Raw genomic sequence first — 23,477 nt, forward strand, 5'->3', positions numbered from 1 at the left:
GAAGGCGGTACCCCGCCGACCCACCCCCAGTCGATCGTCCACCCCACCCCGGCCGAGCAGAACGGCAGCTGGTCCTGGTGGGAGCCCGACGCCGCATCCGCCGACTGGACCGGCTACGGACTGGTCAAGGCCTCACCCACCGCCACCAGCAGCCCCACGCCGAACACGTTGCGGGAAGGCTGCCTGCAGTTCGTCACCGACCTCGACACCTAGCCCCGGCGTTCAGACCCGTGGCCCCGTACCTCTCACCGCAAAGGAGCACGCACATGCCCGCCGAGGCTGCACGGACCCTGCTCGGCTACGCCCTCTCCACCGATCCCGCACCCGTGGCGATCAGCACCGACCAGACCACCAACCAGGCCCGGGTGAACATCGGCGTCAGCGCCGGAACCCCGGTCTACTGCAACCAGATCGTGGTCGCGGTACCGGTCGGCCCGGACTCGGGCAGCCTGTTCGCCCAGCCGCCCTCCGGATCGATGAACACCAACAAGTGGACCCTGACCACCCTGCTGCGCAAGGGCAGCGACCTGTGGGCCGGCCTGGACGACAAGGCGGACTACGCCACCTTCACCTACAACTGCGTCTCCAACACCGACTATCTGATCGACTACAACCTGGTCCTCGGCGTGTTCGGCACGGTGAACGGCGAGGCCGGTGACCTCAAGATAGAGATCCAGGAGACCTCCGGCACCACGCCCGACCCCTCCGCCTTCACCCCGAAGTCCGACGCCTTCGTGCTGCACAAGGACCTGCCCGACTTCTACCTGAAGAACCTGGTCGCCACCACGCCGGACAGCCCCACCGTCCCGACCACCGACTTCGCCAACGGCGCACCGATCCGCCTGGTCTGGGAGAGCAACGGCAGGTACTTCCAGCTGTTCACCAAGGGCCAGGCCGCGCCGGTCTACTCCGGCACCGCGACCACGTGCACGATCGGCGGCGGAGTATCCCGTGGCACCACCTTCGTCCTGGCCGCCTCGATGACCGGCTCGCCCGGCCAGGACACCCCTCAGGGCGGTTACCAGCCGATCTACCTCTACGACACGCTCACCGTCACCGTGTCCAACCCGGTGCTCACCCCGACCAGCGCGGACCTCTCCGGCACCCTCGGCGTGGCGGGCACCAGCACGCTGGGCGCCACCACCACCGGCGCGCTGACCTCGGCCAGTGCCACCGTGACCGGCGAGCTGAACGGCACCGGCTCGGCCTCGCTGAACAACCTCACCGTGCGCGGGCTGTCCGGCTCATCCGGCCCGGTGGCGCTATTCGGCACCGGGGTGATGCTCGCCCGAGACACCACCATCCCGTATACCGGTACCGGCGTTTATGCCCTAACCGACGGCTTCGCCGTGGCCTCGGTGCCCGGTCCGGTGGGCGCCCTGGGCCTGCGTTCGCTTGCCCTTGCCTACATACTCATCCAAAGCGCGAACAGGGGGTTCGGGGTGACGGGCGGAAATATTGGCCGCTTCCGGAATCCGCAAACGATCACGCTGCCGATCAAGGCGGGCGACACGTGGTACTACGAAGGCCTACAGGCCCCCGACAACGAGATAGACGCGCCGATAGAGATCTGGTGGTTCCCGATGGGCGGCGGCTCCAGCGGCCAGCAGACCTACCGGATACTGTCCGACGAGGAACTCGCCGACGCCCCGCCGCCACCGATCCTCCCGGACTTCAGCGAGCTCGCCGAACGGCAAGCGGCGGCCTCGGCGGAGTTCATCGACCGGCTGGCAGAGGTACTGGACGCCGATCTGACGGACGAGTCGCGAGCCGACCTGGCCCGGTTGCTGCGACGTCTGTAGACCGAGGGGAGTGCGATCCGGGTTCATCCGGTTGTCAAGCCATCGTGGTCACTGGGGTGTCCCGTGGTAGCACCGTGTGTCGGGCAGGTTCCGGATCCCGCCGGTGCCGGGCCCGAACGGCCGGTGATCGCGTTTGGCGCCACGGCATGACCCGAGAACCGACGCCACCGGCTGCGCCTGCTGAGGCCGGAACCTTGGGGACTTCAGGCACTTCGGGTACTGCCACTGTCGCCGTCCTGCGCGACCGTCGCGCGCGGTTCCGTCGATCTGCTGAGTGTGGGCATGACATTTTTCACAGTCGGGGGAAGAGATCGCCGTCTGCCCAGATCAGAGCGGCACACGGGGGTCAGCATGGCCTGATTCGCCACTAAGTCGTCATTGCTGCCAACGAGACGGTCGATACACGCTGTGACCGTGCCTCAGCGACGTGTTGTAGTGGTCATCTATTCGGGGGTCCAGGCTCTGGACATCGCAGGGCCGGTGGAGGTGTTCGACACGGTCAACCGCCTGCTGGCGGACGGTCTGGACCTCGGCTACCGGATCGGGTTCGTGTCACCGGACGCCCCGCGGGTGCGGACCTGTGCGGGCATGGTGGTCGAGGCGGACCCTCTGGAAGCGGGGGAGGGGCCGATCGACACCCTGCTCGTGCCCGGCGGGTGGAGTCTCAAGGAGGCCCTCGGCCGAGGGGAGTTGGTGTCCTGGATCGGCCGGGCCGCAGGGAGGGCCCGGCGGGTCGTCTCGGTGTGCGGCGGGGCGTTCCTGTTGGCGGAGGCAGGGCTTCTGCAGGGACGGCGCGCCACCACGCACTGGGCGTTCTGCGCGGAGCTGGCCCGGCGGTACCCGGAGGTGGCGGTGGAGTCCGAACCGATCTTCGTCTGGGACGGGCGGTTCGTGACCTCCGCAGGGGTGGCGGCCGGGATCGACATGGCACTCGCCCTGGTGGAGGCGGACCACGGCGCCGCGTTCGCGCTCGAGCTGGCGCGCTTCCTGGTGCTGTTCTTCAAGCGCAACGGCGGGCAGTCGCAGTTCAGTTCGATCCTGGAGACGCAGTTGGCCGACCGGCCGCCGATCCGCACCGCACAGGAGTGGATCTCGCACAACCTCGAGAGGCCGCTGCCGCTGCCCGAGCTGGCGAAGCGCGCCAACATGAGCCTGCGCAACTTCGCCCGGGTGTTCCGGCGCGAGGTCGGTGTGCCGCCCGGTCAGTACATCGAGCAGCTGCGGATCGCCCGGGCCCGCACGCTGCTGGAGAGCACCGACCTGCCGGTCGCGCAGATCGCCCACCGTTGCGGCTTCGGTGCGCCGGAGACGTTCTTCCGCTCGTTCGGCCGGGCCCTGGAGCTGACTCCGGGCGAATACCGCCACCGCTTCCAGGCCCTGTCTCCCGCCGGGCTGATGGTGCCGTCCGGAGCGGCCGAGGGGAGGGTGGGATGACCGTCAGGATGCGGCTGGTCGACTACCTCGCCGGGGAACTGCCCCGGCTCGGGGTGAGCCATGTGTTCGGGGTCGGAGGCGCGAACATCGAGGACTTCTACGCTGCCCTGCACGCCGTCAGAGACCGTGTCCGGGCCGTGGTGTGCAAGCACGAGTTCTCGGCGGCCACCATGGCCGACGGTTACGCCCGGACCACCGGACGGTTCGGGGTGGTCACGGCCACCTCGGGTGGCGGGGCGGTCAACCTGGTGCCGGGGCTGGCGGAAGCGTACGCCTCGCGCGTGCCGCTGCTCGCGCTTGTCGGGCAGCCGCCCACCTTGGCCGAGGGGCGAGGGGCGTTCCAGGACACCAGCGGCAAGGCCGGATCCTTCGCCGCGCAGGAGCTGTTCGCGCCGGTGAGCCGTTTCTGCGCGCGGGTGGAGTCAGCAGAGGCGTTCCCGGAGCTGCTGGCGGACGCGATAGCTGCGGCCTGCGGTCCGGTCCGGGGACCCGCGGTCCTGCTGCTGCCGAAGGACATCCAGCGTGCCCGGGTCGCCCCCCGCCGGGTGTCGCCGCTTGCCAAGGACGCTGCTGCCGCCGTTGCGGCCCGGCTGCCGGAGTCGTCCCGGCTGGAGGAGGCTGCGGATCTGCTGCGCCGTGCCCGGCGTGTGCTGGTGATCGCGGGTGAGGGCGTCGCCGCCGCCGACGCGCGGGCGGAGCTGGCCGAAGTGGCAACGCGGTTGGGGGCCTGGGTCGCGGTCAGCCCCGACGCCAAGGACGTCTTCCGCAACGACGACCCTCGGTTCGCGGGCGTCGCCGGCGTCATGGGCCACCGCAACGTGCAGCAGTGCCTCCGGCAGGCGGACGCCTGTCTGCTGGTGGGCACGCGCATACCGGACCTCGCCCGGGCGGGGCTTGACGAGGCGCTGGCCGCCGTCCCGGTGGTCTGCGTCGATCCCGAGCCCGCGTACGTCCCCGCGCTCGCGGTCCTGGGCCCGGTCCGTGAAGCGCTGCGCGCGCTGGCCGGGCGGCTCGGCCCGCCGCGGTCGGCCCCGCAGCACACCGGGCCGGTGCCGACACCCACCCCGTCACCCCGTCCCGCGCCGCACCCGGGCGTCCTCGGCCACGCGGCGGCTATCGCCGCCGTCGAGGCCGCGCTGCCGTCCGACGCTCATGTCTTCGTGGACGCCGGCAACGCCGGTGCCAGCGTGATCCACCGACTGCCGGCGCCGACGCACGGCCGGTTCGTGGTCGCCGTCGGCATGGGGGGCATGGGCTACACGTTCGGCGCCGGGATCGGCGCGGCGCTGGGAACCGGCAAACGCACCTATGTGCTGGCCGGCGACGGCTCGTTCTTCATGCACGGGATGGAGATCCACACCGCGCTGGAGCAGCGGGCCCCGGTGACGTTCGTGATCTTCAACAACAACGCCCACGCCATGTGCGCCACACGCGAGCAGCTCTTCCTCGGCGGCCCGCACCCGAGCAACCTGTTCCACCCCGCCGACCTGGCCGCCGGCATGGCGGCCATGTTCCCCACCCTGCGCGTCACCCGGGCCACCGACCCGGACCGGCTGCACCAGGCCCTGCTGCACGCCAACAGCTCCGCAGGGCCGGCCTTCGTCGCCGTCGACCTCGACCCCGCCGAGCTGCCCCCGTTCCTGCCCTTCCTCCACACCCTCGACCACGCCCTCGACCCCCAGCACCAGGAGAGCCCTGATGGCCCCGCACACGCCCACGTTGGCTGAGATCCCCGGCCTGATCCGGGTGGAGCACACCGACCAGGAGCAACTGCTCTCAGTCTGCTCCGAGCTGACCAAACCCTCCTACACACACCAGGAGGTCCACGGGCAGTACTGCACCATCCAGACCCACGTGGACTGCCCTCCCGACGACGTGTACGACTACCTGCGCCAAGGCCACCACCTGGAGGAATGGACGTTCAGCCTGCGCGGCTTCCGGCCGACGGGCTCTCCCGGCCTGTGGGTCGGCAGCGACCTGCTGGAGCACGACACCCCGATCTACTGCCGGGTCGAGGCCGCCCCCCAAGCCCGGACGGTGGACTACCACTGCGCCTGGGACCAGGGCGAAGAACTGTGGATGGTCTACCTGATGCGCGTCATCCCGGCCCACGTGGTGCTGAACCGGCCCGGGTCGGTGATCACCTGGACCAACTGCCGCCACCCGTACTACGACCGCAACCCGCACCCCGAACTCGCGCCCCGCCCCGACCGACCGTGGGTCGGCGACTACTGGCCCCTCTTCTACGCCGGCCACACCGTGGAACTGGCCAATCTCAAAGCCATCCTGGAACACCGCCACCGCACCGGGCAGCCGGTCTCCTCCGCGCCGCGCGCCGCGGAGGCCCAGTGACCACGGTCAGTCTGACGGACGTCGCCGGGTACCTTCCGGGCGACGGCGTACCAGCCGAGTACTACACCCGGTACCCCGGCGCGGAGGACAAGCTGCGCCGCAGCCCGATGTTCCGGGTACCGGCCATGCGCCACCACGTGGCCCGGAACCAGACCAACGTCGACCTGGTGGAGTCCGCGGTACAGCCGCTGATCGAACGCCACGGGCGAAAGGAGATCCGGTCGGTCGACGTCCTGCTGGTGCACAGCCAACTGCCCGACACCCCGTTCGTCGGCGCCGGCACCGAGGTCGCCAGGCGACTCGGCCTCAAGCCGCGCTGGCTGATCGACGTGGCCAACGCGGGCTGTGCCTCGTTCGTCCAGATGCTGGAGCTCGCCTGCACCCTCCTCACCAGCACGGACGCCCGCACGGCCCTGATCTGCAACGCGCAGAACGCCGCCGGGCAACTGTTCACCCAGTCCGAGGTGCGGGGCCTGGCCCAGGCGGCCATCCCCGGAGACGGCTGCGGAGTCGGCTACCTGACCACCTCGGCCGAGCGGCCGGTGCTGGGCGTCGTGACGCGTCATCTCCCCGAGTACGGAGGCGACATGGTCGCCGAACTGGAGGACGGACGCAGGTACTGGGAGCCGGGAACCTCCCAGCTCCGGATCGGCTTCACCGAGAAGGGCGTCACCCAGGTCATGGAGCGCGGCAACCGGCTGGTGCCCCAGGTGATCGACGAGCTGTGCGGCCGACTCGGCGTCCCCGCGGACGGGATCGACGCGCTGATCACCAACCAGCCGAACCGGGCCTTCCTGCAGAACTGGCGTGAGGCCGTGGGCGTGCCCGCGCACCGCCACCCCGACACCTTCGACACCTGCGGCAACCTCTTCGGGGCGGCGATCCCGGTCACCCTCGACCAGTCCCTTCGCTCAGGACGGATCAGCCCAGGCGACCTGGTCGTCCTGGCCGGCTTCGCCCACGCCGGAGACTTCGCCGCGGCTGCGGCCGTCCGGTTCTGAGGAGCCGCGGCCTGCTGGTCATTCCAGCAGCACGACGTCGAGGGTGCGGGGGCCGTGGACGCCCTCCACCCGGTCGAGTTCGATGTCACTGGTCGCGGACGGCCCGGAGATCCAGGTGAGCGGGCGGGTCGGGTCGAGCCGGGCAAGGCTCTGAGGGAGGGACGCGACGACCTGGTCGGGGGTGTGGACGACGCAGATGTGGTGGTCGGGGACGAGAGTCAGGGCGCGGCGTCCCTGGCCGGGGCCGGCGTCGAGGACGAGGGTGCCGGTCTCGGCGACGGCCAGGCGGCAGGTGGTGACGACACTGTCGAACCCGTCGAGTTCACGCGCCGTCAGCGGCGGCTCGTCCGGGTGTTGCCGCACCCCGCCCGCCTCGGCGAGCCAGCCCTGCGGCAGGCCCGGTGGCACGGCGACGCTACGGGAGCCGTGCTCGGCCAGCAGCCGGGCGAGGAGGGCCGGGAGCGCGGCCTCGGCGCAGCGGTGCACGTGGGCGCGGTAGTCGGCGAGGTTTTCGGCCAGCAGATCGACGACGGCGGCGTACTCGTCCGGGACATGCTTGGCCGGGACGTTTGCGCCCCGGACGTGGGCTGTGCGGTAGTCGCGCACGACCGGTTCCGGCTCGGGCGCGTCGGCGAGCGCGGCACGGATGCGGGCGAGGACGGCGTCGCGGCTGCTCACTCTGCGGGCTCCTGACGGGTCGTGCGGTGCTGCTTCCACCACGCGCGGAAGGGCGCGGCAGGCAGCTCGGGCAGGTCACGGCTGTCGGTCCAGGCCTTCGCCGGGCCGAGCGGCAGGGTGCGCGGGAGCGCGGCGCGGGTGGCGGAGGCCGCGCGCTCGGCGGCGGCCAGGGCGGCGGGGTGGTCGAAGAGCCACGCCGCCGCCTTCATCGCGGCCCGCTCCGCGCCGTGGCCGGGCTGGGCCGCGACCTGTTCGCGCAGATGGACGAGGACCTCGGGGATGTCGATGGCGACGGGGCAGACCTCGTAGCAGGCCCCGCACAGCGACGAGGCGAACGGGAGCGAGGCGTCGACCTCGCTGGTGGTGCCGCGCAGTTGGGGTGTGAGGACGGCGCCGATGGGCCCGGGGTAGGGGGAGCCGTAGGCGTGCCCGCCCGCGCGTTCGTAGACGGGGCAGACATTGAGGCACGCGGAGCAGCGGATGCAGCGCAGCACCTGGCGTCCGATCTCGTCCGCGAGCGTGTCGGTGCGGCCGTTGTCGAGCAGCACGAGATGGAAGTCGCGGGGGCCGTCGCCCGTGGTGGTGCCGGTCCACATCGTGGTGTAGGGGTTCATCCGCTCGGCCGTCGAGGAGCGGGGGAGGAGCTGCAGGAACACCTCCAGGTCCTGCCAGGTGGGCAGGACCTTCTCGATGCCGACCACGGAGATCAGGGTCTCGGGGAGGGTGAGGCACATCCGGCCGTTGCCCTCGGACTCGACCACCACCAGTGTCCCGGTCTCGGCGATCATGAAGTTGGCGCCGGAGACGGCCACTTTGGCGCGCAGGAACTTCTCCCGCAGGTGCAGCCGGGCCGCCTCCGCCAGATCGGCCGGGCGGTCGGTCAGGCCCTGCGGTGCCGGGCGGCCCCAGCGACCCATCTGCGCACGGAAGATGTCCCGGATCTCGCCGCGGTTGCGGTGGATCGCGGGGACCAGGATGTGCGAGGGCAGGTCGTCGCCGAGCTGGACGATGAGCTCGGCCAGGTCGGTCTCGTAGGCGTTGATGGCCTCGGCCGCGAGGGCCTCGTTGAGGCCGATCTCCTGCGTGGCCATCGACTTGACCTTGACGACCTCGGTCTCGCCCGTGGCGTGCACCAGCGACGCGACGATCCGGTTGGCCTCGGCGGCGTCGGCAGCCCAGTGGACGGTGCCGCCGGCCGCGGTGACGCGTTCCTCCAACTGGAGCAGGTAGGTGTCCAGATGCCGCAGGGTGTGGTCCTTGATGCGCTTGCCTGCCTCGCGCAGGAGCGCCCAGTCGTCCAGCTCGCCCACCGCGCGGGCGCGCTTGTCGCGGATGGTGCGGGTGGCGTGGCGCAGGTTCGCCCGCAGCCGCTCGTCCTTGGTGGACGCCTTCGCTGCCACGGGGAAGGCGGGCATGCCGAGGTAGGTGCGGCCGCTCATGCCACGCTCCAGGGGTCGGCCTCGGTGGAGGCGAGGATCTCGGCGAGGTGCACGGTCCGCAGGGGCGCGTCCCCGCGGCCCCGGTTCTGCCGTCGCAGCATGCCGTCCAGGTGCACCAGGCAGGAGTTGTCCGCGCCGCACAGCACCTCGGCGCCGGTGGAGCGGGCGTGGGCGATCTTGTCGGCGCCCATGGCGGTGGACACGTCGGGGTTCTTGACCGCAAAGGTGCCGCCGAAGCCGCAGCACTCCTCCGCGCCCGGCAGCTCGACCAGCTCCAGGCCCTCGACCGCCCGCAGCAGCGCCAGGGGGCGGGTGCCCAGCCCCAGCACGCGCAAGCCGTGGCAGGACGGGTGGTAGGTCACCGTGTGCGGGAAGTACGCGCCCACGTCCGTCACGCCGAGCACATCGACGAGGAACTCCGTCAGTTCCAGCACCCGCGGCGTCAGGGAGGCCGCCGCGACCGCGGGCTCCTCACCGCGGCCCTCCGTGCGGGCCTTCGCGCCGATGCGTGGGTAGTTGTCGCGGACCATCGCCACGCAGGAGCCGGACGGCGTCACAACGTACGCGTAGCCGTCGAAGGCCCGCGCCATGCGCCGCACCAGCGGTTCTGTCTGCCGCCGGTAGCCTGTGTTGTACTGCGGCTGCCCGCAGCAGCTCTGCTGTTCGGGGAAGTCCACCTCCATGCCCAGCCGTTCCAGCAGCCGTACGGTCGCGATCGCGGCGCGGGGCAGCACGGCGTCGTTGACGCACGTGGCGAACAGGGCGACTCGCACGGCGGCGATCCTCCTGACGGTCTCTCGGTCGAGGGCGGCACTCACGTCCGCCCCAGCCGGGCGGCGGCAACCTGCCAGGGTTTCGGCGACCCGCTGGGATCGTAACGACGCAGAGGCTGCGTGTCCGCGACGAGCCGGCGCAGATCCTGACGGGATTCCAGGACGCCGTGCGCGCGGGCCTGGACCAGGATGTTCCCGAGCGCCGTGGCCTCCACTGGCCCGGCCACCACCGGCAGGCCCAGCGCGTCGGCGGTCAGCTGGCACAGCAGCCCGTTGCGGGCGCCGCCGCCGACCAGGTGCACCGTGCGCAGCTCCCGGCCGGTCAGCTCCGCGGCCTCGGTGAGGGTGCGGGCGTGGGCCAGCGCCAGCGCCTCCAGGACGGTGCGGACCACCGACCCGCGTGACCGCGGCGGCTGTTGACCGGTGCGGCGGCAGAAGGCGGCGATCCGGGCGGGCACGTCCCCGGCAGCGGCGAAGTCCGGGGCGTCCGGGTCGATCACGGCGGCGAAGGCGGGCGCGGCCTCTGCCTGGGCGATCAGGTCGGTGTGGTCGGCGGGCGCTGCCGTCCCGTCCTCGCGGGCCCAGGCGCGTCGGCACTCCTCCAGCAGCCACATGCCCATGATGTTGCGCAGGAACCGGATCGTGCCGTCGACGCCCCGTTCGTTCGAGAAGTTCGCACGCCGAGCCGCTTCGGTGAGCACCGGCCGCTCCAGCTCCAGGCCGGCCAGCGACCAGGTGCCGCAGGAGATGTAGGCGACGGTCCCGTCCAGGGCGGGGACGGCGGCGACGGCCGAGGCGGTGTCGTGCGAGGCGACCGCTGTCACCGGCAGCCGCCCGCCGGACAGCCCGACTTCCGTCAGGACGTGCGGCAGCAGCTCGCCGGCGGGAGAGCCCGGCGGGCGCAGCGGCGGCAGCAGCGACGGGGCAAGGCCCAGTGCCCCGGTGACGCGCCGCGACCACTCGCCCGCGGGGGCGTCGAAGAGGCCGGTGGTCGAGGCGTTGGTGGTCTCCGCACCGATGGTGCCGGTGAGCCAGTAGGTGAGCAGGTCCGGCAGGAGCAGCAGGTGCCGGGCGCGGGCAAGGGCGGCGCTCTCCCGGGCGGCGGCGAGCTGGAAGACGGTGTTGAACGGAAGATGCTGCAGCCCCGTGACCCGGTACAGCTCCGCCGCGTCGACGTGCCGCCACACCGCGTCGGCGGCGCCCTCGGTGCGGCGGTCGCGATAGTGGAACGGGGCGCCGACCAGCGTGCCGTCGGCGTCCAAAAGCCCGTAGTCGACGGCCCAGGAATCGATGCCCACCGACACCAGGGGTGTCCCGCGCGGCGTCAGCGTGGCCTGCCGCAGCGCCGCCTGCCGCAGCCCCGCCAGGACCTCTCGGTACAGGCCGAGCACGTCCCAGTGCAGCCCGTCGGGCAGCCGTACCGGGGTGTTCGGGAACCGGTGCACCACCTCGTGGGTGAGGCTTTCGCGCGTGACATGGCCGACGACCACGCGGCCGCTGGTGGCGCCCAGGTCCACGGCGGCGAACGCGCTCGGCGGCTGGAGCGGGCCGGGGGCGGCGGAGGACACGCGATCACCTCGAAGGCAGGAGCGGCAGGATGACGTGAGGTCAGCGCAGGAAGGCCGCGGCGACGCCCGAGTCGACGGGGATGTGGAGGCCGGTGGTGTGGGTGAGGTCGCCGCCGGTCAGCGCGAACACGGCGTTCGCGACATGCTCGGGCAGCACCTCGCGGCCCAGCAGGGTGCGCCGGGCGTAGAACGCGCCGAGTTCGCTCTCGTCGATCCCGTACGTGGCGGCGCGCTGGGCGCCCCACCCGCCCGCGAAGATGCCCGAGCCGCGCACGACGCCGTCCGGGTTGACGCCGTTGACGCGGATCCCGTGCTCGCCCAACTCGGCTGCCAGCAAACGGACCTGGTGGGCCTGGTCGGCCTTGGCGGCCGAGTAGGCCACGTTGTTCGGGCCGGCGAAGACCGCGTTCTTGGAGGCGACGAAGACGATGTCCCCGCCGAGCCCCTGCTCGATCATGATCCGGGCGGCCTCGCGGGAGACGAGGAAGGAGCCGCGGGCCATGACGGCGTGCTGCAGGTCCCAGTCGCGGGCCGTGGTCTCCAGCAAGGGCCTGGAGATGGAGATCCCGGCGTTGTTGACGACCAGGTCCACCCCGCCGAAGGCCAGCAGGGCCTGCGCGAACGCGTCGGCGATCTGTGCCTCGTCGGTGACGTCGACGGTGACCGCCACCGCCTTGTCGGGGCCGCCGAGCTCCTCGGCGACCGCCGCTGCGCTGTCGGCGTTCACGTCGGCGACGACCACGCAGGCGCCCTCGGCGACGAGCCGGTGGGCCACGGCCCTGCCGATCCCGGAGCCCGCCCCCGTCACCAGGGCGACGCGCGTGGCCAGCGGCGCAGGCCTCGGCATCCGCCGCAGCTTGGCCTCCTCCAGCGCCCAGTACTCGATGCGGAACTTCTCCGCCTCCTCGATCGGCGCATACGTGGACACCGCCTCGGCCCCACGCATCACGCGCACGGCGTTGAGGTAGAACTCGCCCGCCACCCGGGCGGTCTGCTTGTCCCGGCCGAAGGAGAACATGCCGACCCCGGGCACCAGCACGATGGCCGGGTCCGCGCCGCGCATTGCGGGGGAGTCGGCCGTGGCGTGGCGGTGGTAGTAGGCGGCGTACTCCGCTCGGTAGTCGGCATGCAGCTCCCGCAGGCGGGCCGCGACCTCGTCGAGGGGAGCCGTCGGCGGCAGGTCGAGCACCATCGGGCGGACCTTGGTGCGCAGGAAGTGGTCCGGGCAGGAAGTCCCGAGCGCCGCCAGGCGCGGGTGCTCCGCACGGGCCAGGAAGTCCAACACGGCCTCGGAGTCGGTGAAGTGGCCGACCACCGGCTGATTGGTGGACGCCAGCCCCCGCAGCAGCGGCGCGAGCGCGGCGGACCGCCGGCGGCGTGCGGCCTGCGGCAGCGGTCCGTAGCCCGCCAGCAGCGGGCCGAACGGCTCCGGCCTGCCGCGTTCGGCCAGGAACGCCTCGGCGGTGCGGATGATCTCCAGCGAGCGGGCCTCGGCCTCCTCGCTCGTCCCGCCCCAGGCGGTGATGCCGTGACCGCCGAGGACGCAGCCGATCGCCTGCGGGTTCTCCCGGGCGATCGCGGCGATGTCCAGGCCCAGCTGGAACCCGGGGCGCCGCCACGGCACCCACGCCACCCGCTCGCCGAAGCACTCGGCCGTCAGCTTCTGCCCGTCGGCGGCGGTGGCCAGGGCGATGCCGGAGTCCGGGTGCAGGTGGTCCACATGGGCGGCGTCGACCAGGGCGTGCATGGCGGTGTCGATGGACGGCGCGGCGCCGCCGCGCCCGTGCAGGCAGAAGTCGAACGCGGCCACCATCTCGTCCTCTCGGTCGACCCCCGGGTACACCCCGGCCAGGGCGCGCAGCCGGTCCAGGCGCAGCGCGGCCAGGCCGTCCGCGGTCAGCGTGCCGAGGTCGCCCCCGGATCCCTTGACCCAGACCAGCTCGACGACCTGACCCGTGGCCGGGTCGCGGTCGGTGCCCTTCGCGGAGGTGTTGCCGCCCGCGTAGTTGGTGTTGCGCGGATCCGCACCCAGACGGTGGGAGCGCGCCAGCAGAGCCTCGACGGTGGGGTGGTGTGTCATCGTGTCCGTCCTCGGGGGAGAAGTCGGTCAGGCCGGGCCCTGGGGCGTTCCTCGGCCGAAGGCTGGGGGAGGAATCCTCGAACAGGCCCTAAGCACCCCAGCCGGCCTGGAGGCCGCCGACCCGTTCGGCGGTGATCCGCTCCTGACCTCCGGAGCGCCGGTACGCGGCGACCGGATCCGGGGCGAGCCCCTGCTCCTCGCGCAGCTCGCGCAGCAGCGGGCGGACGTCCGTGTGGTAGGCGTCCATCAGCACCGCGTTGGCGGCCAGCACGTCGCCCTCGCGCTGGGCGGCGCGCAGCGCGTCGAGGTCCACCAGCAGTGCCTTGGCGGTGGCCTCCTGCACGTTCATCACCGAGCGTATGACGGCGGGGATCTTGGCCTCGATGTTGTGGCACTGGTCGAGCATGAAGGCGACCTGCCGCTCGGGCCGGAAGCCGTCGTTCTTGGCCACCTCGTGCAGGATCCGGAAGAGCTGGAACGGGTCGGCCGAGCCGGCCATCAGGTCGTCGTCGGCGTAGAAGCGGGAGTTGAAGTCGAACGCGCCGAGCCGGTCCTCGCGCAGCAGGAACGCCACGATGAACTCGATGTTGGTGCCGGGTGCGTGGTGGCCCGTGTCGACCACGACTCTGGCCTTGGGGCCGAGCCGCAGGCAGTGGGCGTAGGAGGTGCCCCAGTCCGGGACGTCGGTGGTGTAGAAGGCCGGCTCGAAGAGCTTGTACTCCAGCACCATCCGCTGGTCGTCGCGGAGCCGGGCGTACACCTCGGCCAGGGCCTCGCCGAGCCGGTCCTGGCGGGCGGTGATGTCGTCCTGGCCGGGGTAGTTGGTGCCGTCGGCGAACCAGAGTTTGAGATCACGTGAGCCGGTGGCGTCCATGATGTCGACGCATTCGAGCAGGTGGGCCAGCGCCTTGCGGCGGACCGCCCGGTCGGGGTGGCAGACGCTGCCGATCCGGTAGTCGTCGTCCTGGAAGGTGTTGGAGTTGACCGCGCCCAGCTCCAGGCCGCGGTCCTCGGCGTACCGGCGGAGCGCGGCGTAGTCGTCCACCGCGTCCCAGGGGATGTGCAGCGAGACCCTCGGCGCGACCCCGGTGAAGGCGTGCACCGCGGCGGCGTCGTCGAGCTTCTCGAACGCGTCGCGGGGGACCCCGGGCTGCGCGAAGACCTTGAAGCGCGTGCCCGAGTTGCCGTAGCCCCAGGACGGGGTCTCGATCGCCTGGGTCCTGAGTACGGCCTTCACCGCGGACAGGTCGGTCACGGCAGCCCCCTTCCCATCGCTAAAAACGATTCAACCTGGCTGCGGTGACGATAGGCAGGACGAGTCGGGCCGGTCAAGAGCCGAGTAGGAGGCTGTGGATAACTGCCCCTGTCCACACTTCGGTGCGCGGTGTATTGACGTTCCGAAGCCTCCCGGTCTAACGTCCCGGCAATCGGGTTGAAACAATTCATCCAGCCGGTGGCAGTGCCCGGCGAGCCAAGGAGCGACCTCGATGACCCACTCAGAACCGGACGGTGTGCCGGTGCTCGCCCTCGAGGGGGTGAGCAGATCCTTCGGCGCTGTCCGCGCCCTCCAGGACGTGTCACTGCGGCTGTTCCCCGGTGAGGCGCACGCCCTCGCGGGGGAGAACGGCGCAGGCAAGTCGACGCTGATCAAGACCCTGGCCGGGGTGCACAGGCCCGACAACGGCCGGGTGCTCCTGGACGGCCGGCCGGTGGTTTTCCACGGCCCCGCCGACGCGAGGGACGCCGGGGTGGCGGTCATCTACCAGGAGCCCACGCTCTTCCCCGACCTATCGGTCGCGGAGAACATCTTCATGGGCCGTCAGCCGCGCCGCTCGCTCGGCCGGGTGGACCACGCCGCGGTCCGCTCGGCGACGGCCCGCCTGTTCCAGCAGCTCGGGGTGGACCTCGACCCCGACCGGCCCGCCCGCGGCCTGTCCATCGCCGACCAGCAGCTGGTGGAGATCGCCAAGGCGCTCTCTTTCGACGCCCGCGTGCTGATCATGGACGAGCCGACCGCGGCCCTCACCGGCAGCGAGGTGGCCCGGCTGTTCCGGGTGGTGCGGACCTTGCTGGAGCGCGGCGGCGCGGTGCTGTTCATCTCGCACCGCCTGGAGGAGGTCTTCGCCCTGTGCCAAAGGGTCACCACCCTTCGGGACGGGCGCCTGGTCGCGAGCGAACCCGTTGCCGGGCTCACCGAGGACGGCCTGGTGCGCCGCATGGTCGGCCGCGACCTCGACGAGCTCTACCCCAAACTGCCGGCCGAGCTCGGGGAGGTGGCCCTGAGCGTGCGGGGGCTGACCCGCGAGGGCGTCTTCACCGATGTCTCCTTCGACGTGCGCGCCGGGGAGATCGTGGGGCTGGCCGGCCTGGTCGGCGCCGGTCGCAGCGAGGTCGCCCGCGCGGTCTTCGGCGTCGACCGCTGGGACGCGGGCGTGGTCCTGGTCGACGGCGTCGCGCTGACCCGCGGGGCGCCCAGCAGGGCCATCGCCGCAGGCGTGGCCCTGGTGCCCGAGGACCGTCGGGCCCAGGGCCTGGTCATGGAGATGTCCATCGCCCGCAACATCGGCCTCACCGGCCTGAGGGCGACCACGACCGCCGGACTGATGAACCGGGGCGCCGAACGCGACCGCGCCCTGGACTGGGCGGTCAGGCTGCAGGTCAAGTTCGCCCGGCTCGCCGACACCGTCGGCACGCTGTCCGGCGGCAACCAGCAGAAGGTTGTGCTGGCCAAGTGGCTCGCCACCGGCCCGCGCGTGCTGATCGTCGACGAGCCCACCCGCGGGATCGACGTGGGCACCAAGGCGGAGGTGCACCGGCTGCTGTCCCACCTGGCCGGCCGGGCTCGCCCCTGTGTTGAAGATCCGCGAACTCGCCATCGGCGCCGTCCTGGTGCTGATGCTCGCCGCCACCGAGCTGGACAACGGCTCCTTCCTCTCCGTCCAGGGGATCAAGGACCTGCTGCTCAACGCGGGCATCCTGGTCCTGGTCGCGACGGGACAGGCGGTCGTCGTCATCACCCGCAACGTCGACCTGTCCGTCGGCTCCGTCCTCGGCATCACCGCCTTCGCGGCCGGCGACATCCTGCAAGACGGCGGCAACCCCGTCCTGGCGGTGCTCGCCGCGGTCGGCCTCGGCATCGCCTTCGGGCTGCTCAACGGCCTTCTGGTGAGCATCGGTCAGGTGCCCGCCCTGGTCGTCACCCTGGGCACGCTCTACGTCATCCGCGGCGTCGACTCCCTCTGGGTCGGCTCCCGCGAGATCACCGCCAACGACCTCCCGGCGTCCTATTCCGGGTTCGGCCACGACGGCCTGTGGGCGATTCCCTACCTCGGGTTGCTCGCGGCGGCCGTGCTCGTCGTGGTCGCCTTCTACCTGCGCCACTACCGCAGCGGCCGGGAGCTGTACGCGCTCGGCTCCAGCCCCGAGGCAGGCCGGCTGGCCGGCGTCCCGATCCGGCGACGCGTGCTCACCGCCTACGTCCTGTGCGGCGCCCTCGCCGGCCTGGCCGGAGCCCTCTACCTGGCCCGGTTCGGCAACGTCGACTCCGGCACCGGCAGCGGCTACGAGCTCACCGTGGTCAGCGCGGTGGTCGTCGGCGGCGTCGCCTTCACCGGCGGCTCCGGCAGCGTCCACGGCGCGGCGCTGGGAGCCCTGCTGCTCACCTCCATCAACAGCGTGCTGCCCGCCATCGGCGTCAGCTCCGTCTGGGTCCTCGCCATCGACGGCGTGCTGCTGCTCGCGGCGATCACCGTGGACCGGCTGACGGCGCTGCGGGTGGCCCGGGTCCTGCGCAACCGCGCAGCAGCGACAAGGAGCCTGCGCGACCACCCCGCACGGACAAGGAGGCTGCGCCATGGCTGATCTGACGGGCTCCGACCTGACCGCAGCGAAGGCGCAGGACGATGTCGCGGCCCCGCCCTCCGCCCCGCGGCGCGGCGGCGCGGCCGGCCTCGTGCGCTGGGACACCGCCGTCGGCGCGCTGCTCGCCGTTCTGCTGCTGTGCTCCTTCGGCTTCGTCGGCGACTTCGGCAACACGCTCAACCTGTCGTTCCTCATCGGCAACACCCTGCCCATGGCCGTGATCGCGCTCCCGATGACGATGCTGGTGGCCGCGGGGGAGATCGACCTGTCCGTCGGCTCCGTGGCCGGCCTGTCCGGCGCCGTGATGGGCTCCCTGTGGAACGCCGGGATGGCCATTGAGACGATCATCCCCCTGTGCCTGCTGCTCGGCCTGGTCTGCGGGCTGGTCAACGGCCTGCTGGTGACGCGGCTCGGACTGCCGTCCCTGGCGGTCACCATCGGCACCATGGCCGCCTACCGCGGCATCGCGCAGATCGTGCTCGGCGCGAACTCCGTCACCGACTTCCCGCAGCAGTACCTCGACTTCGGCTCCGGCCGGATCCCGGGGACGTTCCTGCCCTACGCGGCCATACCCTGGGCCGTGCTGGCGGTCATCGCGGTGCTGGTCCTGCACGCCACCGGCGTCGGACGTTCGCTGTTCGCCGTCGGCGCCTCCGCGGAGGCCGCCTGGTTCGCCGGCATCCGCGTCAAGCGCCTGAGGCTGTCCATGTTCGCCGCGACCGGCGTGGTCTCCGCCCTCACCGGCGTGTTCTGGGTGCTGCACTACGCCAGCGCCCGATACGACAACGCCACCGGGCTCGAACTGTCCGTCATCGCGGCCGTCCTTCTCGGCGGTGTCGACTTCGACGGCGGCAAGGGCACCCTCGGTGGTGCGATCGGCGGAGTGTTCCTGCTCGGCACCCTGGAGAACACGATGAGCCTGGTCGACGTCTCGGCGCAGTCCCAGACCGTGGTCACCGGAGTCCTGCTGGTGGTCTCCGTCCTCGGCCCTCGGGCGGGCCGCCAGCTCGCCCGGACGGTGGCCAGGCGCCGCAGCGCCGGCTCCGGGAGCGCACCCGCGGCCACCGGCTGACCGGCCGTCGGCCCGCGCCCCCACCTCGTCACCAGCGTCGCCTCGCGTCCTCGCCTTCTTCGCGTCGCCTCCTCGCTCCTCGTCACCTTCGTCACCCTCGAGACAAGGAACCCTCATGTCCCGCCTGCCCTTCGCGCACCGGCCCGCCAGACACCCCCTCGGCCGCGCCGCCACCGCGCTCGCACTGACCGCCGCCGTCGCCGTGACCGCGTCCGCCTGCGGCGGCACCACCAAGAGCTCCACCGACGCGGCCGGGAGCCAGACCGCTGCGACCGGCGCCGCGAACCCGAACGCCGCCACCAAGACCGCGCTCAAGGTCGCCTTCCTGCCCAAGCAGGTCAACAACCCCTACTTCACCATCGCCGACAACGGCGGCAAGAAGGCCCTGGACGCGCTCGGCGAGACCTACAAGGAGGTCGGCACCAGCAGCGGCACCGACACCGCCGGCCAGGTCTCCTACGTCAACACCCTGACCCAGCAGCAGATGAACGCCATCGCCGTCTCCGCCCAGGACCCGGGAGCCCTGTGCACCGCGCTCAAGCAGGCCATGAGCAGCGGCGTCAAAGTCGTCACCTACGACTCCGACACCGACCCCGGCTGCCGGCAGCTGTTCGTCTCCCAGGCCAGTTCGGAGGCGCTGGGCCGCAGCGAGGTCCAGCTCATCGCCAAGGAGATCGACTACACCGGCGACATCGCGATCCTGTCCGCCGCCCAGACGGCCACCAACCAGAACACCTGGATCGGCTACATGAAGGACGAGCTGAAGAAGCCCGCCTACAAGAACATGAAGCTGGTCAGCGTCGCCTACGGCAACGACGACGCGCAGACCTCGTTCCAGCAGACCCAGGGTCTGCTCCAGCAGTACCCGGGCCTGAAGGGGATCATCTCCCCGACCACCGTCGGCATCAAGGCCGCCGCCCAGTACCTGTCCGGCTCGCAGTACAAGGGCAAGGTCCAGCTCACCGGTCTCGGTACCCCGAACGACATGCGCGCCTACGTCAAGGACGGCACCGTCAGCGCCTTCGAGCTGTGGGACCCGGCCAAGCTCGGCGAGCTCGCCGCCTACGCCGCCACAGCGCTCGCCTCCGGCCAGATCACCGGAGCCCAGGGACAGAGCTTCAAGGCCGGCGACCTCGGCAGTTTCACCATCGGCGCGAACGGCGTCGTCCTGCTCGGCGACCCCACCGTCTTCAACGCCTCGAACATCGACCAGTTCGACTTCTGACCGCGCCGCGCACCGGTTCCGGGGTGCCCTCTCCGGCCGCCCGGGAACCGGTCCACCCGGGCAGATGCGAGTGCCGCCCTGGCCGCGACCGAGGTGAACCTGCGCCGGGAGACGGACATGGGAGACTTCTTCGAGCACCCCACCCGATCCGACCGGCCCGAACGAAAGGAACGCAGCCGAACGTGGCACGCACGGCAGGCATCAAGGACGTCGCCCGCGCGGCGGGAGTCTCGGTCGGAACGGTCTCCAACGTCATCAACCGCCCCGACCTGGTCTCCGCCGACACCCGGTTGCGCGTCGAGGCCGCCATCACCAACCTCGGCTACGTCCGCAGCGAGTCCGCCCGGCAACTGCGCGCCGGCCGCAGCCGGGTGCTGGCACTGCTCGTCCTCGACATGGGCAACCCGTTCTTCGTCGACATCGCCCGTGGCGCGGAGAAGGTCGCCCGCGAGAACGGCCTGATGGTCATGGTCTGCAACAGCGGCCAGGACCAGGCGGAGGAGGACGAGTACCTGGCCCACTTCACCCAGCAGCAGGTCCTCGGCGTGCTGCTGTCCCCGGTGGACAGCGCCCGCACCAACACCGCGGCCCTGCAGCGCGCCGGCATCCCCGTCGTCCTCGTCGACCGCGGGGCCGAGATCGAGGAGTCCTGCTCGGTCTCCGTCGACGACGTCCTCGGCGGCGCCCTGGCCGTGCGGCACCTGATCGAGTCCGGCAACGAACGCATCGTCTTCGTCGGCGGGCCGCCCTCGTTGCAGCAGGTCCGCAACCGGCTCACCGGCGCGCGCCAGGCCGTCGCCGACGCGGGCCTGCCGCCCGAGGCGCTGACGGTCGTCGAGACCCAGCGCCTCGACATCGCCGCGGGCCGCGACGCGGGCCAGCGCCTGCTCGGCGTCGCGGCACGCCCCACCGGCGTGTTCTGCGCCAACGACCTGCTGGCGCTGGGCGTCCTGCAGTCCCTGTTCTCGATGGGCGTGCGGGTGCCCGACGACATCGCGCTCGTCGGCTACGACGACATCGAGTTCGCCGGCGCCGCCGCGGTGCCGATCACCTCTGTGCGGCAGCCCGCCTACCGGATCGGCCGCACCTCGGCGGAGCTGCTGATCGCCGAGTCCCTCGCCGGCCCGGCCGAGCACGAGCATCAACGCATCGTCTACCAGCCCGAACTGGTGGTCCGTGCCTCCTCGATGCGGCGTCACGCCTCCGCGCGGTGAGTGTCCGCCGGCTCCTGGCCGGCGGAGGGCGTGCCGGTGGCGGGCGTTCCGACGGCGGGTGAGCCGGTGGCCAGGCGGCGCAGCTGGAGGCCGATCACCATGGCGACCAGCGGCGCGGCCAGCCGCTCGGCGTCCTTGACGCCGAGGGCGCCCAGCAGGGAGGCGGCCAACTGGTCGTAGGCGCCGAAGCACTCGTCCGCGGCGGCGCGCAGCTCCGGGTCGCGGCCCGCCTGGAGGTAGAGCTCGTAGGGCGCGATGTCGGTATTGCCGGCTGTGCTCGTGCTCGTGGTCGCGGCGACGTGGTCGAGGACCCCGGCCAGGTCGGTGAGGTCGGTCAGGTCGACCGGCGCGTCGCAGGGGGAGACGGCCAGCTCGGCGAAGCGCCGGGTCTCCTCCGCGACGAACAGCCGCAGGCTCTCGCGCAGCAGGTCGCGCTGGGTGGCGAAGTGGTAGGTGACCGAACCCAGGGAGACACGGGCCTCTTCCGCGATCCGCCGGTTGGTGATCTGGGCGATGCCCTCGTCGGCGATGATCTGCAAGGTGGCGCGGACGATGCGCTCACGGACGGAAGGAGGCTTTGGCACCCTGCCATCATTCCATGCGCTCCCCGCGCGGATCGTCGCAGGTCGTCGCGGCCGGTGCGGTCAGTGTGGTCGGAGCGGGGCGGCGGTCGTGCCAGCGCAGCTCGGCCTCCAGGTGTGCGGCCAGTGAGACCAGCAGCGGCTCAGTGCAGGCGGGGCCGAGCAGTTGGCAGCCGATGGGCAGCCCGGCGGCGGTGAAGCCGGCCGGGATGTTGACGGCGGGCCAGCCCAGCACGTTCCATGGCCAGGCGTAGGGGCAGCCGGTCAGCATGGCCCGGTCCAGCGCGGCCGATCCCATCGCGTCGGTCGCGCCGACAAGCGGAGGCGGGGTGGCCGTGGTCGGGGTGAGCACGACGTCGAACGCGTCGAAGACGCGCCCCACGCGGCGCTGCAGCCACGGTTCGGCCGCCCGGGCGGCGCGCAGCACGGGGCCGCCGAGCAGGGCGCCGGTGCGGATGTTGGCGCGGGTACGCGGGTCCAGCAGCCGGGCGTCCGGCACCCGCCGCGACCAGGCGCGGATACCCGCCATGGCGCGCGGAAGCTGGGTGAAGCCGATCGGACCGTAGGCGAGTCGGACGGCGTCGACGCGGTGCCCGAGCGTGGCGAGGGTGTCGGCCAGGGCGACGGTGGCCCGCTCGACGTCCGGGTCGAGGGCGCGCGGGTAGATCGCGAACGCGGTGTCCAGCGCCAGGCCGATGCGCAGCCTGCCCGGCTCCCGGCCGACCGCCGGGCCGAGCGGCTCGAACGGCGGCCGGTGGCGGTCGACGCCGTGGCTGCCCGCTGCCGCGTCGAGCAGCAGGGCGGCGTCAGCGACCGTCCGGGCCAGCGGCCCGGAGACGGTCAGGCCGTGGAAGGACTCCGGCTCCGGGTGGGCCGAGACGCGGCCGCGCTGCGGCTTGATGCCGACCAGGTTGGTCCACGAAGCCGGAATGCGGACGGACCCGGCGCCGTCCGAGCCGAGTGCCGCCGGAACCAGCCCGGCCGCGACGGCGGCCGCCGCGCCGCCGGAAGAGCCACCGGGGGTGCGGTCCAGGTTCCACGGGTTGCGAGTTGCGCCGAAGGCGCGGCCCTCGGTGAAGCCCCACTGGCCGATCTCCGGTGTGTTGGTCTTGCCGACGATCACCGCCCCGGCGGCGCGCAGCCGGCGGACGGATTCGCTGTCGGCCCGCGCGGCGGGGAAGTCGCCGGCACAGCCGAACGCGGTGGGCTCGCCTGCGACGTCGGTGTCGTCCTTGACGGCGATCGGCACGCCCAGCAGCGGCAGCCGCTCGCCCGCGGCCAGTCGGCGGTCGGCCTCGTCCGCCTCGGCGAGTGCGGCCTCGGCGCGGACCCTCCGGAACGCGTTCAACGTGCTCTGCGTCGCGGTGATGCGGGCCAGGGCCGTCTCGACCAGGGCGCGCGAGGTGCACTCGCCCCCGGCCAGCGCGGATGCGGACTCGACGAGTCCCCTCTCGGACGGTGGGCCGGACGTCATGGCGTAGTGGCTCCTCTCCGCTACTGTTCGTTCGAACGAACAGTAGCGGAAAGGCGGTACCCCCGTGCAGATCCACGGAGCTCGTGTCCTGCTCACCGGCGCCAGCGGCGGCATAGGCCACACCCTCGCCCACACGCTGGCCCGCCACGGCGCCAAGCTCGTCCTCACCGGCCGGCGCACCGACGCGCTGCAGGCGCTTGCGGACTCGCTCCCCTCGGCCTCAAGCCACCAGGTGCTGGCAGCCGACCTCGGCGAGCGCTCCGGCCCGGAGAAGCTGGTCGCGGAGGCCGGGGACGTGCAGATCCTCGTCGCCAACGCCGCGCTGCCCTCCAGCGGCGACGTCCTGGAGTACACGGCCGAGCAGATCGACCGCTCCCTCGACGTCAACCTGCGCGCACCGGTGCTGCTGGCCCGGCTGCTGGCGCCCCGCATGGTCGAGGCCCGGCAGGGACACCTCGCGATGATCGGCTCGATCTCCGGCCGGGTCGCCTCCCCGGGCTCCTCGCTCTACAACGCCGCCAAGTTCGGCCTGCGCGGCTTCACCCTGGGTCTGCGCCAGGACCTGCACGGCTCCGGAGTCGGGGTCTCGCTGGTGCAGCCCGGCTTCGTCCGCGACGCCGGGATGTTCGCCGACACCGGCGCCACCCCTCCGCGCGGCACCGGAACGGTCACCCCGCAGCGCGTGGCCGACCAGACCGTCCGCGCGATCGAACGCAACCTGGCCGAGGTCAACGTCGCCCCGCTCGGCCTGCGCATCGGCAGCGCGGTCGGCGGCCTGTTCCCCACCCTCGCCGACACCGTCCAGCGCCGCGGGGCCGACCCGGCGACACTGCATCAGATCGCCGACGCCCAGCGGCACAAGCGCTGAAGCCCGCGGAGCGGAGCGGGGCGGGACCGGGGACCCCAGCGGCCCGGTCCCGCCC

The 23,477-nt window shown here is 72.2% G+C and carries 19 protein-coding genes and 1 pseudogene; 12 read left to right on the forward strand and 8 right to left on the reverse strand.

From position 1 onward, the window contains the following. The 6 genes from TR50_RS47195 to TR50_RS31365 all read left to right on the forward strand — a co-directional run. Positions 1-213, forward strand: a 213-nt coding sequence (locus TR50_RS47195; protein WP_042429996.1) for a hypothetical protein, incomplete at its 5' end; no start/stop codon positions are given. Between the two features lie 53 nt (positions 214-266). Continuing rightward, complete coding sequence (locus TR50_RS47200) at positions 267-1,802, forward strand: hypothetical protein (RefSeq protein WP_042429999.1); 1,536 nt, start codon at positions 267-269, stop codon at positions 1,800-1,802. A gap of 414 nt (positions 1,803-2,216) precedes the next feature. Then, positions 2,217-3,236, forward strand: a complete 1,020-nt coding sequence (locus TR50_RS31350) for a GlxA family transcriptional regulator (protein ID WP_201776901.1) — start codon at positions 2,217-2,219, stop codon at positions 3,234-3,236. Further along, positions 3,233-4,963, forward strand: coding sequence for a thiamine pyrophosphate-binding protein (locus TR50_RS31355; protein ID WP_042430004.1), 1,731 nt, complete (start codon positions 3,233-3,235; stop codon positions 4,961-4,963). Before TR50_RS31350 ends, TR50_RS31355 begins: the two co-directional genes overlap by 4 nt. Continuing rightward, complete coding sequence (locus TR50_RS46020; RefSeq protein ID WP_042430007.1) at positions 4,935-5,588, forward strand: SRPBCC family protein; 654 nt, start codon at positions 4,935-4,937, stop codon at positions 5,586-5,588. The genes TR50_RS31355 and TR50_RS46020 overlap by 29 nt, the downstream gene beginning before the upstream one ends. Beyond that, a complete protein-coding gene (locus tag TR50_RS31365) occupies positions 5,585-6,589 on the forward strand; it encodes a 3-oxoacyl-ACP synthase III family protein (protein ID WP_042430010.1) in 1,005 nt (334 codons plus the stop codon). Before TR50_RS46020 ends, TR50_RS31365 begins: the two co-directional genes overlap by 4 nt. An 18-nt stretch (positions 6,590-6,607) precedes the next feature. On the opposite strand, the gene TR50_RS31370 is transcribed toward TR50_RS31365, so the two are convergent. From TR50_RS31370 to rhaI, 6 genes are all read right to left on the reverse strand, one after another. Beyond that, positions 6,608-7,267 (reverse strand): LutC/YkgG family protein, encoded by a 660-nt coding sequence (locus tag TR50_RS31370; protein WP_042430013.1) that lies wholly within the window; start codon positions 7,265-7,267, stop codon positions 6,608-6,610. Beyond that, positions 7,264-8,706, reverse strand: a complete 1,443-nt coding sequence (locus TR50_RS31375) for a lactate utilization protein B (RefSeq protein WP_042430016.1) — start codon at positions 8,704-8,706, stop codon at positions 7,264-7,266. Before TR50_RS31375 ends, TR50_RS31370 begins: the two co-directional genes overlap by 4 nt. Further along, positions 8,703-9,479, reverse strand: a complete 777-nt coding sequence (locus TR50_RS31380) for a (Fe-S)-binding protein (protein ID WP_042430019.1) — start codon at positions 9,477-9,479, stop codon at positions 8,703-8,705. The genes TR50_RS31375 and TR50_RS31380 overlap by 4 nt, the downstream gene beginning before the upstream one ends. Positions 9,480-9,520: 41 nt before the next feature. Then, a complete protein-coding gene (locus tag TR50_RS31385; RefSeq protein ID WP_042430022.1) occupies positions 9,521-11,047 on the reverse strand; it encodes a rhamnulokinase in 1,527 nt (508 codons plus the stop codon). Between the two features lie 40 nt (positions 11,048-11,087). After that, positions 11,088-13,127: a bifunctional rhamnulose-1-phosphate aldolase/short-chain dehydrogenase gene (locus TR50_RS31390; RefSeq protein ID WP_042430026.1), complete on the reverse strand. Its 2,040-nt coding sequence runs from the start codon at positions 13,125-13,127 to the stop codon at positions 11,088-11,090. An 88-nt stretch (positions 13,128-13,215) separates the two neighbouring features. Continuing rightward, the gene (rhaI, locus tag TR50_RS31395) at positions 13,216-14,382 is read right to left on the reverse strand and encodes an L-rhamnose isomerase (RefSeq protein ID WP_042430029.1); all 1,167 of its coding nucleotides are present in this window, start codon (positions 14,380-14,382) and stop codon (positions 13,216-13,218) included. A 232-nt stretch (positions 14,383-14,614) separates the two neighbouring features. Between rhaI and TR50_RS44765 the strand changes: the two are divergent. The 5 genes and pseudogenes from TR50_RS44765 to TR50_RS31420 all read left to right on the forward strand — a co-directional run. Continuing rightward, positions 14,615-15,961, forward strand: a pseudogene (locus TR50_RS44765) (sugar ABC transporter ATP-binding protein); the annotation flags it as partial. Positions 15,962-15,977: 16 nt separating this feature from the next. Beyond that, positions 15,978-16,988, forward strand: a complete 1,011-nt coding sequence (locus TR50_RS31405) for an ABC transporter permease (protein ID WP_042430035.1) — start codon at positions 15,978-15,980, stop codon at positions 16,986-16,988. Then, complete coding sequence (locus TR50_RS31410) at positions 16,981-18,060, forward strand: ABC transporter permease (protein ID WP_084701287.1); 1,080 nt, start codon at positions 16,981-16,983, stop codon at positions 18,058-18,060. Before TR50_RS31405 ends, TR50_RS31410 begins: the two co-directional genes overlap by 8 nt. Positions 18,061-18,175: 115 nt before the next feature. Further along, entirely contained in the window at positions 18,176-19,285 is a 1,110-nt protein-coding gene (gene rhaS / locus TR50_RS31415; protein ID WP_042430038.1) for a rhamnose ABC transporter substrate-binding protein, read from the forward strand. Positions 19,286-19,467: 182 nt separating this feature from the next. Next, a complete protein-coding gene (locus TR50_RS31420) occupies positions 19,468-20,499 on the forward strand; it encodes a LacI family DNA-binding transcriptional regulator (RefSeq protein ID WP_042430041.1) in 1,032 nt (343 codons plus the stop codon). Here TR50_RS31420 and TR50_RS31425 read toward each other — a convergent pair. Further along, positions 20,481-21,083: a TetR/AcrR family transcriptional regulator gene (locus tag TR50_RS31425; RefSeq protein WP_063775182.1), complete on the reverse strand. Its 603-nt coding sequence runs from the start codon at positions 21,081-21,083 to the stop codon at positions 20,481-20,483. The genes TR50_RS31420 and TR50_RS31425 overlap by 19 nt on opposite strands. A gap of 7 nt (positions 21,084-21,090) precedes the next feature. Next, positions 21,091-22,554 (reverse strand): amidase, encoded by a 1,464-nt coding sequence (locus TR50_RS31430; protein WP_042430044.1) that lies wholly within the window; start codon positions 22,552-22,554, stop codon positions 21,091-21,093. Positions 22,555-22,618: 64 nt separating this feature from the next. On the opposite strand from TR50_RS31430, the gene TR50_RS31435 reads away from it, so the two are divergent. Next, the gene (locus tag TR50_RS31435; RefSeq protein ID WP_042430047.1) at positions 22,619-23,422 is read left to right on the forward strand and encodes an SDR family NAD(P)-dependent oxidoreductase; all 804 of its coding nucleotides are present in this window, start codon (positions 22,619-22,621) and stop codon (positions 23,420-23,422) included. The last annotated feature ends 55 nt before the right edge of the window (positions 23,423-23,477 follow it).

Origin of the sequence: Streptacidiphilus anmyonensis (genome assembly GCF_000787855.1) — a bacterium.
Taxonomy (GTDB): Bacteria; Actinomycetota; Actinomycetes; order Streptomycetales; family Streptomycetaceae; genus Streptacidiphilus; species Streptacidiphilus anmyonensis.